General features: G+C 34.8%; 9 protein-coding genes. 8 read left to right on the top strand and 1 reads right to left on the bottom strand.

Annotated features, from left to right (window positions below; translation table 11 throughout):
- Positions 1-17 precede the first annotated feature (17 nt).
- Together KQI18_RS12950 and KQI18_RS12945 are read left to right on the top strand one after the other, a co-directional pair.
- The gene (locus tag KQI18_RS12950) at positions 18-209 is read left to right on the top strand and encodes a DUF951 domain-containing protein (RefSeq protein ID WP_216468357.1); all 192 of its coding nucleotides are present in this window, start codon (positions 18-20) and stop codon (positions 207-209) included.
- 115 nt (positions 210-324) lie between these two features.
- A complete protein-coding gene (locus KQI18_RS12945) occupies positions 325-1,530 on the top strand; it encodes a PLP-dependent aminotransferase family protein (protein WP_216468356.1) in 1,206 nt (401 codons plus the stop codon).
- Positions 1,531-1,807: 277 nt separating this feature from the next.
- Here KQI18_RS12945 and KQI18_RS12940 read toward each other — a convergent pair whose 3' ends face one another.
- Positions 1,808-2,368 (bottom strand): TIGR00730 family Rossman fold protein, encoded by a 561-nt coding sequence (locus tag KQI18_RS12940; RefSeq protein WP_216468355.1) that lies wholly within the window; start codon positions 2,366-2,368, stop codon positions 1,808-1,810.
- An 885-nt stretch (positions 2,369-3,253) separates the two neighbouring features.
- Between KQI18_RS12940 and rpoB the strand changes: the two genes are divergently transcribed.
- From rpoB to KQI18_RS12910, 6 genes are all read left to right on the top strand, one after another.
- Positions 3,254-6,991 (top strand): DNA-directed RNA polymerase subunit beta, encoded by a 3,738-nt coding sequence (gene rpoB / locus KQI18_RS12935; RefSeq protein ID WP_216468354.1) that lies wholly within the window; start codon positions 3,254-3,256, stop codon positions 6,989-6,991.
- An 85-nt stretch (positions 6,992-7,076) separates the two neighbouring features.
- Positions 7,077-10,562, top strand: a complete 3,486-nt coding sequence (rpoC, locus tag KQI18_RS12930) for a DNA-directed RNA polymerase subunit beta' (RefSeq protein ID WP_216468353.1) — start codon at positions 7,077-7,079, stop codon at positions 10,560-10,562.
- A 236-nt stretch (positions 10,563-10,798) separates the two neighbouring features.
- Positions 10,799-11,221: a 30S ribosomal protein S12 gene (gene rpsL / locus KQI18_RS12925; protein WP_216468352.1), complete on the top strand. Its 423-nt coding sequence runs from the start codon at positions 10,799-10,801 to the stop codon at positions 11,219-11,221.
- A gap of 126 nt (positions 11,222-11,347) precedes the next feature.
- On the top strand, positions 11,348-11,818 hold the full coding sequence (rpsG, locus tag KQI18_RS12920; protein WP_216468351.1) for a 30S ribosomal protein S7: 471 nt from the start codon (positions 11,348-11,350) through the stop codon (positions 11,816-11,818).
- Positions 11,819-11,866: 48 nt separating this feature from the next.
- Positions 11,867-13,933 (top strand): elongation factor G, encoded by a 2,067-nt coding sequence (fusA, locus tag KQI18_RS12915; protein ID WP_216468350.1) that lies wholly within the window; start codon positions 11,867-11,869, stop codon positions 13,931-13,933.
- A 112-nt stretch (positions 13,934-14,045) separates the two neighbouring features.
- The coding region (locus KQI18_RS12910; protein ID WP_216468349.1) for an elongation factor Tu at positions 14,046-14,893 on the top strand (848 nt) is incomplete at its 3' end.

Here is a 14,893-nt window from a genome sequence, read left to right as displayed (position 1 = left end):
TAGGGGGTATAATATCTATGCCGATGGATTTGAAAATAGGAGACATCGTTGAATTAAAAAAACAGCATGCTTGTGGATGCAAGGAGTTTGAAATAACCAGAATAGGCATGGATATAAAGATTAAATGTATGAAATGCTCTAGACTCATAATGCTTGATAGAGAGACATTAGAAAAAAGAGTAAGGAAGTTATCTAGAAAAGAGGATTAATCTAGCATACAATTATAACTTAATATATAAATCAAAATGATTTTGTCAGCTGTGTTCTATTGTATGAAAAAAAGTTTCTTCAATCTGAAGAACATTTTCATGGGGGTGCTTTAATATGGCAGTAAATTTCGCAAGAAGAATGCAAGGATTAAAAGGATCAGAAATTCGTGAACTTTTGAAGCTTACACAACAGCCTCAAATCATATCTTTCGCTGGAGGAATGCCTGCTCCAGAGATGTTTCCTGTAGAGGAAATGAAAAAGGTATCTGTTGCAGTGTTAGAAGAAAATGGTAGAGTAGCAATGCAGTACACTACTACAGAAGGATATGAGCCCTTAAGGGAGAAAATTGCTCAAAGAATGAATGATAAATATCAATCTAATGTGAACAAAGACGACATATTAATCACAAGTGGTTCACAACAAGGACTGGATTTTGCAGGTAAAGTATTTATCGATGAAGGTGATGTTATACTTTGTGAAAGTCCATCATACCTAGGAGCTATAAACGCTTTTAAATCTTATCAACCAAAGTTTATAGATGTTCCAACAGATGATGGTGGAATGGTAATGGAGGAATTAGACAAGATACTAGCAACTACTGATAAAGTCAAAATGATTTATGTAATACCAGATTTCCAAAACCCAACAGGAAGAACTTGGTCTCTTGATAGACGTAATAAGTTTATGGAAATAGTAAACAAATATGAAATACCTGTAATTGAGGACAATCCATATGGAGAGTTGAGATTTGAAGGAGATTATCTTCCATCACTGAAATCTCTGGATACTAAGGGATTAGTAATATTTTTAGGAACTTTTTCTAAGATATTCTGCCCAGGCTACAGAATAGGATGGACTTGTGCTTCTCCAGAAATATTAACTAAATTTAATTTCGCTAAACAAGGTTCAGATTTACAATCATCTACTATATCTCAAATGGAACTTAGCAAATTTATGGATATGTACAGCTTAGATGATCATATTAACAATATTAAAAATGTTTATGTTAAGCGTAGAGATGTTATGCTTAAGACAATGAAAGAGGAATTCCCAGAAGGAGTTAAATTTACTCATCCTGAGGGAGGTCTATTTACGTGGGTTGAAATACCTGATCACTTAAATACTAGAGATTTACTTCATAAGTGCTTAGAGAAAAATGTTGCTTATGTTGCAGGCGGAGGATTCTTCCCAAATGGTGGTGTAAGCAATGCGTTTAGACTTAATTATTCAAATATGCCAGAAGAGAAGATTATTAAAGGAATAAAAAGTATAGCTGAAGTTTTGAAGGAAGCTTTACAATTAGAAGGCGCTTCTAAATAGTTGGATTTTTAATTAAATATTTTTTAAATATAAATGAGGCATCGTTTGTTAATAAAAAAACAAATGATGCCTATTTTAATGTTGTATAGAGCTATTCAGTAAATACACAACAGATTCTATTTTAGAATACAGAACAGATACTTCTAATAGTTTAACGGTAAACAGTATAGATATTAGATTTAAAAGTACTATACTGTTTATAAAGTCATATAATTTAATAAATATAACTGGTAATAAAAAGATATAAACTTCTATTAATTAATGAAAAATTAATGACTTAATAAGTTCTTATTTTAGGAGCTTTATAACCCCTTATGAAAACTTCAATTTCATTAAACGAATCAGTAAATAGTATCTTATCTCTGTCTTCTTTAGATAAAAAACCTTCATCAACCATTAACTCATACTGAGATTTAAGTAAATCGTAGTAACCATTGGTATTAAATAGTATGCATGGGTTTACATGTTGTCCAATTCTTCCCCAGGATATAACTTCTGTTATTTCTTCTAAAGTGCCAGGACCTCCAGGCAAAGCTATAAAACAATCAGATAGAGAGATCATTTTTGCTTTTCTTTCATGCATAGTTTCTACGGTATGTAACTCTGTTAACCCCTGATGTGCTATTTCTTTATCTACTAGAAATGTTGGAATAACACCAATTGCAGAACCTCCATTTTCTAAAACTGTATCTGCAATCAGGCCCATAAGTCCTACGTTTCCACCTCCGTAAACTAGTGTATTGTTATTAGAAGCTATCCACTTAGATAATTCTACTGCTTTTTCAGTATATATATAATTTTTTCCAGAACTTGCACCACAATAAACAGCTATGTTCATATTTATCAATCCTTTCAATTTACATATTAACATTTTTTTATACCGTTGCAAACATATGCTTAGAACAATTAAAGTTAAGTATGATATATAAAAGTTCTAAATTTGAAAAGTTAAATAGGCTGAATAAACCTTGTTAAGAGTGATACATAACAAGGTTTATTATTTATTATAGCACATATTTTAATCTTACTTTACATCGGTTAATTGTATATTTTACTGCATAAAATTTTTACAACATTTTTGATAAAATTAAATAAAGTTTATGGTATGATTTAAACATATATTTAGGTAAAAGCTATTTTTAATATTTAAGTAGGGTTAAATAGGGTATCTACATCTTATGGGGATAGGAAGTTATACCAGGGGAATGAAGAATCGGGTTGGTTATTAAATTTGTCTGAATTATTCATTACAATTAATTTACCAACAAAGAAGTATTCGAAATAAATCGAATACTTCTTTTGTGTAATAATTTAATAAATATAACCAACTAAAAAACCAAATATAATAAATAATAGATTATAATTTTGTGATATTTTAATATCATCCAAAAGTTTCCTATATATAATGAAGGAAAAAATATAATTATTATATGTATAATATTATTAAAACATTGGAATTAGGGATAATTAGAATGTAGAAAAAGGTAAAATTAGCTAGGAATTTGAAAGTCATTTATATTTTGTAAAAAATGGGGTTTAAATTCTAAAATTTGTAAATAATACTTAATATACGTGTAAAATACTGTAAAAATGAAATTTAAGTATATACTTTGCACATAAAATAAAATATTTATTGTAAAGTACTTGACAATATGATAAAATTATTAGATGTGTTAGAATGAACTTTTGTTTTATTTTTAATTATATGAGAGGTGAAAAGTGAATGCCACATCCTGTCACAATAGGTAAAAGAACGCGAATGAGCTTTTCCAAAATAAAGGAAATAGCTGATGTGCCAAATCTTATAGAGATTCAAGTGGATTCCTATAAGTGGTTTTTAAAAGAAGGTCTAAAAGAAGTATTTGAAGATATATCACCAATAGAAGATTACACTGGTAATCTTATATTGGAATTTGTTGACTATTCTTTAGATGAAAAACCAAAGTACGATATAGAAGAATGTAAAGAGAGAGATGCTACATATTGTGCGCCTCTAAAAGTTAAGGTAAGACTTATTAATAAGGAAACCGGGGAAATAAAAGAACAAGAAGTCTTTATGGGAGATTTCCCTCTTATGACTAATAAAGGGACTTTCATTATTAATGGTGCTGAAAGGGTTATTGTAAGTCAGCTTGTAAGATCACCAGGAGTGTATTATGCAGATGAGAGAGATAAAAACGGTAAGAGACTTATATCTTCTACTGTAATACCTAATAGAGGTGCATGGTTAGAGTATGAAACAGATTCTAATGATGTAATATCTGTAAGAGTTGACAGAACAAGAAAGCAACCTGTTACTGTACTACTTAGAGCTCTTGGAATAGGTTCGGACTCCGAAATAATTGATTTACTAGGAGAAGATGAGAGACTTATCGCAACTCTTGAGAAAGATAGTACAAGTACTGTTGAAGAAGGATTAGTTGAAATCTACAAAAAATTAAGACCAGGTGAACCACCAACTGTTGAAAGTGCATCATCATTACTTAAATCACTTTTCTTTGATCCAAAGAGATATGATTTAGCAAAAGTAGGTAGATACAAATTTAACAAAAAATTATCTTTATGCCATAGAATAATGAATAGAATATCAGCTGATGATGTAATACATCAAGAAACAGGTGAAGTTTATGTTAAAGCTGGAGAAAAAATCCCTTATGAAGTTGCCAAAGACATACAAAATTCAGGTATTAACGTGGTAACTATTTTACTTGATGGGGATAAAAGGGTAAAGGTTACTGGTAATAATTTCGTGGATATCAAATCACATATTAAATTTGACATAGATGAATTAAACATTAAAGAGATGGTACATTATCCAACTCTTAAAGAAATAATAGACAGCTACACAGATGAAGAAGAAATAAAAGAAGCTTTAAAACTAAGATCAAAAGAATTAGTTCCTAAACACATACTGTTAGACGATATAATAGCTTCTATAGATTACGAATTCAACTTATTCTACGACATAGGTAATATAGATGATATTGACCACCTTGGTAACAGAAGAATAAGATCTGTTGGCGAATTATTACAAAACCAAGTTAGAATTGGTTTCTCTAGAATGGAAAGAGTTATAAAAGAAAGAATGACTGTACAGGATATGGAAGCTATAACGCCACAAGCGCTTGTTAACATAAGACCTGTATCAGCTGCAATAAAAGAGTTCTTTGGTAGTTCTCAGTTATCTCAGTTCATGGATCAAACAAATCCACTATCTGAGCTTACTCATAAGAGAAGATTATCAGCCCTAGGGCCTGGTGGTCTTTCAAGAGAGAGAGCTGGGTTTGAGGTGCGTGACGTTCACCACTCTCACTATGGAAGAATGTGTCCGATTGAGACTCCTGAGGGGCCGAATATAGGACTTATAAACTCTCTTGGAACTTATGCTAAAATCAATGAATTTGGTTTTATTGAGTCTCCGTACAGAAAGTTTGATAAAGAGACAATGACAGTTACTGATGAAATACACTACTTAACTGCTGATGAAGAAGATTTATTCGTTAGAGCCCAAGCAAATGAGGCATTAACTGACGACAACAAATTTGTAAATAGCAGAGTTGTTTGTAGAACTATAAACGGTGCTGTTGAACTTGTTACTCAAGATAAAATTGATTATATGGATATATCGCCTAAGCAAGTTGTATCTGTTGCGACAGCAATGATACCTTTCTTAGAAAATGATGACGCCAACCGTGCCCTAATGGGATCAAACATGCAGCGTCAAGCCGTGCCACTAGTTAGAAGAGAGGCACCAATTATAGGTACTGGTATAGAGTACAGAGCAGCTAAAGACTCAGGAGCCGTTGTTGTTGCTAAAAACACAGGAATTGCAGAGAGAGTAACTGCTGATGAAATAATTATAAAGAGAGAAGATGGAAACAGAGATAGATACAATCTTCTTAAGTTTAAACGTTCAAACTCTGGTACTTGTGTAAACCAAACTCCGATCATTTGTAAAGGTGATCAAATCCTTGCAGGAGATGTTATAGCTGATGGACCGGCTACAGATCTTGGCGAAGTTGCCCTTGGAAGAAACTGCTTTATAGCGTTTATGACATGGGAAGGTTATAACTACGAGGATGCCATATTAATAAATGAAAAATTAGTTAAAGAAGATAGATTGTCTACAATTCATATAGAAGAATATGAGTGCGAGGCTAGAGATACAAAACTTGGGCCTGAGGAGATCACTAGAGATATACCAAATGTAGGGGATAGTGCTATTAAGAACCTAGATGAAAGAGGTATAATCAGAATAGGTGCTGAAGTTGATTCAGGAGACATACTAGTTGGTAAAGTTACACCAAAGGGTGAAACAGAACTTACTGCTGAAGAAAGATTACTTAGAGCTATCTTCGGTGAAAAAGCTAGAGAAGTTAGAGATACATCTTTAACTGTACCTCATGGTGAGTCAGGAATTATAGTAGATATAAAACTGTTTACTAGAGAAAATGGGGATGATTTATCTCCAGGAGTAAATGAACTTGTTAGATGTTATATAGCTAAGAAGAGAAAGATAAAAGTAGGAGACAAGATGGCTGGTCGTCATGGTAATAAGGGTGTTATCTCTAGAGTATTACCTGAAGAAGACATGCCATTTATGGAAGACGGAACTCCTATGGACATAGTTCTTAATCCACAAGGTATACCATCTCGTATGAATATCGGTCAGGTACTTGAAATGCACTTAGGTCTTGCTGCTAAGAAACTTGGTTGGTACGTTGCAACATCAGTATTTGATGGAGCAAATGAGTTTGATATAATGGATGCTCTTGAAGAAGCTGGATATCCAAGAAACGGTAAACTTGATTTATATGATGGTAGAACAGGTATTCCGTTTGACAACAAGATAACTGTAGGTTATATGTACATGCTTAAACTTCACCACTTGGTTGACGATAAGCTACATGCAAGAAGTACAGGACCTTACTCTTTAGTAACTCAACAACCTCTTGGTGGTAAAGCACAATTTGGTGGTCAGAGATTCGGAGAGATGGAGGTTTGGGCGCTTGAGGCTTATGGAGCTGCTCATATACTTCAAGAGATACTTACTGTTAAGTCAGATGACGTTGCTGGACGTGTTAGAACTTACGAAGCGATAGTTAAAGGTGAAAATATACCTGAGCCAGGAATACCAGAATCATTCAAGGTTCTAATAAAAGAGCTTCAAAGTTTATGCTTGGATGTAAAAGTATTAACTGATGAAGATCAAGAAATAGAAGTTAAAGAGTCTTTAGATGATGAAGATGTTAATATAGAAGAATTTGAGTTAGATATGATCGATAATATGGGAGAAATAGAAGAGTCTCATATTATAGAAGAAACTGATGGTGAGACTGAAGAAGAGCCAGAAGTAGATCCAGATGAAGAAATGATAGATGATGAAGATTTAAAAGACTTTGCTGAAGATGATGAATATGATAAGGTCATAGACTATGACAATGAGGACTTTGATGTATAAGTTTTTATAACATATAGGAAATTGCAGTATAATGCAATTTCCGCATATGTGCTTTGAAAAAATCAAATAGAAGGGAGAGAACTCCTTGTTTGAATTAAACAATTTTGAGTCGATAAAAATAGCTTTAGCTTCTCCGGAGAAGATAAGACAATGGTCTAGAGGGGAAGTAAAAAAACCAGAAACTATAAACTACCGTACTTTAAAACCAGAAAAAGATGGTCTATTCTGTGAAAGAATATTTGGACCACAAAAGGACTGGGAGTGTCACTGTGGTAAATACAGAAGAGTAAGATACAAAGGTGTGGTATGTGATAGATGTGGTGTTGAAGTAACAAAATCTAAAGTAAGAAGAGAGAGAATGGGACATATAGAGCTAGCCGCTCCAATGTCACATATATGGTATTTTAAAGGTATACCAAGTAGAATGGGACTTTTACTTGATATGTCTCCAAGATTTTTGGAAAAAATACTTTATTTCGCATCATATGTAGTTATAAATCCAGGTGAGACTGGACTTAACGCTAAGCAGTTATTAACTGAAAAAGAATATAGAGATGCCCTTGAAAAATACGGTAATACATTCGAAGTTGGAATGGGTGCTGAAGCTGTAAAAGCACTGCTTAAGAACATAGACTTAGAACAACAAAGTAAAGAACTTAGAGCAGAATTAAAAGATAGTACAGGGCAAAAAAGAATAAGAACTATCAGAAGACTGGAAGTTGTAGAAGCATTCAAGAAGTCTGGTAACAAACCAGAATGGATGATACTTGATGCAATACCTGTAATACCACCAGATTTAAGACCTATGGTTCAGCTAGATGGTGGAAGATTTGCGACTTCAGATTTAAATGACCTGTATAGAAGAGTTATAAACAGAAACAATAGATTGAAGAGATTACTTGAACTTGGAGCTCCAGACATCATCGTAAGAAATGAAAAAAGAATGCTTCAAGAAGCAGTAGATGCTCTTATAGATAATGGTAGAAGAGGTAGACCAGTAACTGGACCTGGTAACAGACCACTTAAGTCTTTATCAGATATGCTTAAAGGTAAACAAGGACGTTTCCGTCAGAACTTACTTGGAAAGCGTGTTGATTACTCAGGACGTTCTGTTATCGTTGTTGGACCAGAACTTAAATTCTACCAATGTGGTCTTCCTAAGAAAATGGCATTAGAATTATTTAAACCATTTGTAATGGATAAATTAGTTAAAGAAGGTTATGCACACAACATAAAAAGTGCTAAATCAATAGTAGAAAAAGTCAAGCCTGAAGTTTGGGATGTACTTGAAGACGTAATAAAGAGTCATCCTGTACTACTAAACCGTGCGCCGACTCTACACAGACTAGGTATACAAGCATTTGAGCCAATTCTAGTAGAAGGTAAGGCTATAAAACTACATCCACTAGTATGTACAGCTTACAATGCCGACTTTGACGGTGACCAAATGGCTGTTCACGTTCCTTTATCAGTGGAGGCTCAAGCAGAAGCTAGATTCTTAATGCTTTCTGTAAACAATATACTTGCTCCAAAAGACGGTACACCTATAACTACTCCGTCTCAGGATATGGTTCTTGGAAGTTACTATTTAACAATAGAAGCTCAAGATGGTGTTAAAGGAACAGGAATGGTATTTAAAGACTTCAATGAGTTATTACTTGCTTACTACAATAAAGCTGTAGACCTTCATGCTCTTGTTAAGATGAGAAAAGTATATGAAGATGGAACAAGTGCTATTATTGAGAGTACAGTTGGTAGATTTATATTCAATGAAGGTGTTCCTCAGGATTTAGGGTTTGTCGATAGACAAGAAGATCCTAATGGACTTGAAGTAGACTTCCTAGTTGATAAAAAATCTCTAGGTAAAATAATAAATAAATGCTTTATAAGACACGGAAACACTATAACTGCTGAACTACTAGACTACATTAAATCTCTTGGATTTAAATTCTCTACAATCGCAGGTATAACAGTTGCCGTAGCTGATATGGACGTTCCAAAAGAGAAGGAAATATATATATCAGAAGCAGAGCAAAAAGTAGATAAATACGAAAAGGCGTACAGAAGAGGTCTTATATCTGATGAAGAAAGGTATGAAAGAGTTATAGAAACTTGGACAGAAACTACTGAAAAAGTAACAGATGCTCTTATGGACGGTCTTGATAGATTAAATAACCTGTATATAATGGCCCATTCAGGAGCCAGAGGATCTAAAAACCAGATAAGACAGCTTGCTGGTATGCGTGGACTTATGGCCAATGCATCAGGTAAGACAATGGAGATCCCTGTTAAGTCAAACTTCCGTGAAGGTCTATCAGTACTTGAGTACTTTACATCTTCTCACGGTGCCAGAAAAGGACTTTCAGATACAGCGCTTCGTACAGCGGAGTCAGGATACTTGACAAGAAGACTTGTTGATGTCAGCCAGGACGTTATAGTTAGAGAGATAGACTGTGGTACAAAAGATACAACAGAAATATTAGCTATAAAAGATGGTAATGAAGTTATTGAAGAACTTTACGATAGAATGGTTGGAAGATATGTTGTTGATGCTATAAAACATCCAGAAACTGGAGAAGTAATAGTAGAAGCAGATTCCAGAATAACTGAAGATCAAGCAGATATGATTGTAGAAGCAGGAATTGAGATGGTACACATCAGAACTGTTCTTAACTGTAAGACTAATCACGGTGTTTGTTCTAAATGTTATGGTAAAAACCTTGCTACAGGTAAAGAAGTTCACATTGGTGAAGCGGTTGGTATCATTGCTGCCCAGTCAATAGGTGAGCCGGGTACTCAGCTTACAATGCGTACTTTCCATACAGGTGGAGTTGCCGGTGGAGATATAACTCAAGGTCTTCCAAGGGTCGAAGAGTTATTTGAAGCCAGAAAACCAAAGAGCCTTGCTATAATATCAGAAATATCAGGTAGAGTTGAAATAAATGAATCTGATAAGAAGAAAGAAGTAACAATAATACCTAGTGAAGGCGAAAAAGAAGTATATGCTATACCTTATGGTTCAAGACTAAGAGTTAAACAAGGTCAAATGGTTAAAGCAGGAGATCCATTAATTCAAGGTTCAATTAACCCTCACGATATAGTAAGAGTTAATGGGATTATAGGTGTTCAAGAATATATAGTTAAAGAAGTGCAGAGAGTTTATAGACTTCAAGGGGTTGATATAAACGACAAGCACATCGAAGTTATAGTTAGACAGATGTTATCAAAAGTTAAAGTTGAAGATCCTGGGGATACAGATTTACTACCAGGTGGATATGAAGATGTTCTAGTATTCAACAAGTGCAATGAAGAAGCTGAAGCACAAGATTTAAGACCTGCTCAAGCTACAAGAGTACTTCTTGGAATAACTAAGGCATCACTTGCTACAGACTCATTCTTATCAGCAGCATCATTCCAAGAGACAACTAGAGTATTAACAGAAGCTGCTATAAAGGGTAAAGAAGATAACTTAATCGGCCTTAAAGAGAATGTTATATTAGGTAAACTTATACCAGCTGGTACAGGTATGAAAAAATACAAAAATATAGCAGTTGAAAAGGTTGAAGCCTAAGAAGGGCCTGAGTTAAAAGATATCTTGACAATCATTTATCCTGATGATAAAATGTTTAAGTGTGTAATTATGAGTACACTAAGGATCCTACGGGGTTCTTAGTGGCTTTTAAATGCTACAATATTAATTTAAAGCTAAAAGCATCAAACTATGTTAGACGCAGTCAATGTGTCTAAGCTTTGAATCGGTTGGTGATCTGTTTAAGATCTAAAATTAAAAGAAGGAGGTGCAGATTAATGCCAACTATTAACCAGTTAATCCGTAAGAGTAGAAAAGCTATTGAGAAAAAATCAGACTCTCCAGCACTACAAAGAGGATATAACTCACTTGACAAGAGAGCAACAGAAATAAGTGCTCCACAAAAAAGAGGAGTATGTACATCAGTAAAAACAGTTACTCCTAAAAAACCTAACTCAGCGTTAAGAAAAGTTGCCAGAGTTAGACTTACTAATGGTATAGAGGTTTCAGCTTATATACCAGGAGAAGGACACAACCTACAAGAACATAGTGTTGTTCTTATTAGAGGGGGAAGAGTTAAAGACCTTCCAGGAGTTAGATACCATATATTAAGAGGAACTCTTGATACTGCAGGTGTTGAAAAGAGAATGCAATCAAGATCTAAATACGGTGCTAAAAAACCAAAAGACGCAAAAAAATAATAACCGTTTAAATTAATTATAGTTTAGGTGCTTTAAATATAGAGAAATATATTTATGGCATCACGATATGTAAGTGCATATCGAGTACCTATGATTTAATATTTAATATTTAAGGAGGGAAGCAGAATGCCAAGAAAAGGTAATGTTCCAAAGAGAGACGTTTTACCAGATCCAATGTATGGAAGTACGGTAGTTACTAAGTTGATTAATAACTTAATGATAGATGGAAAAAGAGGAAAAGCTCAAAAGATCGTTTATGATGCTTTTGCAATAGTAGCAGATAATACAGGAGAGGATGCTCTTGAAGTATTTGAAGCAGCTATGGAGAACATAATGCCAGTTCTAGAAGTTAAAGCTAGAAGAGTTGGTGGAGCTAACTATCAAGTGCCAATCGAGGTTAGACCTGAGAGAAGACAAACTTTAGGTTTAAGATGGTTAGTAAAATATACGAGAGATCGTGGAGAAAGAGGAATGGTTGATAAGCTTGCTAAAGAAATAATGGACGCAGCTAACAATACAGGAGCCTCAGTTAAGAAGAAAGAAGATACTCATAAAATGGCAGATGCTAACAGAGCGTTTGCACATTACAGATGGTAGTATATACAGATATCTTATAAATTTAGGATATCATAAGGAGGAAGGACCATGGATAGAAAGTTTCCTTTGGAAAGAACAAGGAATATAGGAATCATGGCTCATATAGATGCAGGTAAAACAACTACTACAGAAAGAATCCTGTTTTATACTGGGCAAACACATAAAATAGGGGAGACTCATGAAGGAGCTTCTCAAATGGACTGGATGGAGCAAGAGAAGGAAAGAGGTATAACAATTACTTCTGCCGCTACTACTGCTACATGGAAAGACCATAGAATAAACGTTATAGATACTCCAGGGCACGTGGACTTTACAGTTGAGGTTGAAAGATCTCTTAGAGTACTTGATGGTTCTGTTGCAGTATTCTGTGCTAAGAGTGGGGTTGAACCTCAATCTGAGAACGTATGGAGACAAGCAGAAACTTACGGAGTACCAAGAATAGCGTTTGTAAACAAAATGGACAGAACTGGAGCAGACTTCTTAAACGTTGTTGGAATGATGAAGGACAGACTAGCATCAAATGCTGTGCCACTACAACTACCAATAGGTAAAGAAGATTATTTCTCAGGTATTGTTGATTTAATAGAAATGAATGCTGTTATATACAAAGATGATTTAGGTATTGATATGGAAATAACTGAAATACCTGAAGATTTAAAAGATATAGCTGCTGAGTATAGAGAAAAATTAGTTGAAGCAACTGCTGAGACTGATGAAGAATTAATGCTTAAGTACCTTGAAGGTGAAGAAATAACTAAAGAAGAGTTAAAAATAGCTATAAGAAAAGCTACTATAGCTTGTGAAATGAACCCAGTATTCTGTGGTACTGCTTACAGAAACAAAGGTGTTCAGTTACTTATAGATGCTGTTATAGATTATTTACCAGCTCCAACTGATATAGCTTCTATAAAAGGAGTTTTACCAGATGGAGAAGAGTCAGAAAGACATGCTTCTGATGAAGAGCCATTTTCAGCTCTTGCATTCAAGATAATGACTGACCCATTTGTTGGTAAATTAGCATTCTTCAGAGTTTATTCTGGAACACTAGAATCTGGATCTTATGTTCTTAACTCAACTAAGGGCAAAAGAGAAAGAATTGGTCGTATACTACAAATGCATGCGAACACTAGAGAAGAAATAACTAAAGTATTTGCCGGAGATATCGCAGCGGCAGTTGGTCTTAAAGATACAACTACAGGAGACTCTTTATGTGACGCTTCTGCACCAATAATACTTGAATCAATGGAATTCCCTGAGCCAGTTATAGATGTTGCTATTGAACCTAAATCAAAAGCCGCTCAAGAAAAGATGGGTGTTGCTCTTCAAAAGCTTGCTGAAGAAGATCCAACTTTCAGAGTTAGAAGTGATCAGGAAACAGGACAAACTATAATCGGTGGTATGGGTGAGCTTCACCTAGAAGTTATCGTTGATAGACTTCTTAGAGAGTTTAAAGTTGAAGCAAATGTTGGTGACCCACAAGTTGCTTACAGAGAAACTATCACACAACCTGTTGATGTTGAGTACAAATACTCTAAACAATCAGGTGGTAGAGGTCAATACGGTCACGTTAAGATCAGAGTTAATCCACTTGAGCCAGGTGAAGGATACAAATTCGAAAACAAAACTGTTGGAGGATCTGTACCTAAAGAGTATGTTGGACCAGTTGATCAAGGTATCCAAGGAGCTATGCATGCAGGTGTTATAGCTGGGTATCCAGTTGTTGATGTTGGTGTTCAACTATACGATGGATCTTACCATGAGGTTGACTCTTCAGAGATGGCCTTCAAAATGGCAGGTTCTATGGCATTCAAAGACGCTCTTAAGAAAGGTAATTCAGTACTTCTTGAGCCTTACTTCAAGGTTGAAGTTGTTACTCCAGAGGATTACATGGGAGACGTAATGGGTGACTTAAACTCTAGAAGAGGATTAATCCAAGGTATGGAAGCTAGAAGCGGTGCTCAAGTTATAAATGCATTCGTTCCACTTTCAGAAATGTTTGGATACTCTACAGATCTTAGATCTGCTACTCAAGGTCGTGCAACATACACTATGATATTCGACCACTACGAGCAAGTTCCAGCTTCTGTAGCTAAGAAAATAGCTGAAGGAAGATAAATACAACAAGTTATTAAATTTTTTAATATAAAAAATATAAAAATAAAAATCTAAAAACAATGGCTAGGTGGTCAATTCCACCTAGCATGTAAATAAAGGGAGGAAAGTAAAAATGGCTAAATCTAAATACGAAAGAACTAAGCCCCATGTTAATATAGGAACTATAGGTCACGTTGACCATGGTAAAACTACTTTAACAGCAGCTATAACAAAAACATTACATGCAAGATATCAATTAGGAGAAGCAGTAGACTTCGCTAATATAGATAAAGCTCCAGAAGAAAGAGAAAGAGGAATCACAATATCTACAACTCACGTTGAGTATGAGACTCCTAACAGACACTACGCTCACGTTGACTGCCCAGGACATGCTGACTACGTTAAAAACATGATCACAGGAGCAGCACAAATGGACGGTGCTATACTAGTTGTTTCTGCAACTGATGGACCAATGCCTCAAACAAGAGAGCATATAGTACTATCTAGACAAGTTGGTGTACCATACATCGTTGTATTCTTAAACAAATGCGACATGGTAGACGACGAAGAGTTATTAGAGTTAGTTGAAATGGAAGTTAGAGACTTATTATCAGAGTACGATTTCCCAGGAGATGACACTCCAATAGTTAAAGGATCAGCTTTAATGGCTCTTGAAGATCCAGCAAGCGAGTGGGGAGACAAAATAGTTGACCTATTTGAGCAAATAGATGAGTATATACCATCTCCAGAGAGAGATATAGATAAAGACTTCTTAATGCCAGTTGAGGACGTATTCTCAATAACTGGTAGAGGAACAGTTGCTACAGGTAGAGTTGAGAGAGGTATACTAAAAGTTCAAGATGAAGTAGATCTAGTAGGTCTTGCTGAAGCTCCAAGAAAGTTAATAGTAACAGGAGTAGAGATGTTCAGAAAATTACTAGACCAAGCACAAGCTGGAGATAACATAGGAGCTCTTTTAAG

It is taken from the genome of Metaclostridioides mangenotii, assembly GCF_018917235.1.
GTDB lineage: Bacteria > Bacillota > Clostridia > Peptostreptococcales > Peptostreptococcaceae > Metaclostridioides.
The sequence above is the reverse complement of the archived record's forward strand: the minus strand, read 5'-3'. Positions and strand labels throughout refer to the sequence as shown.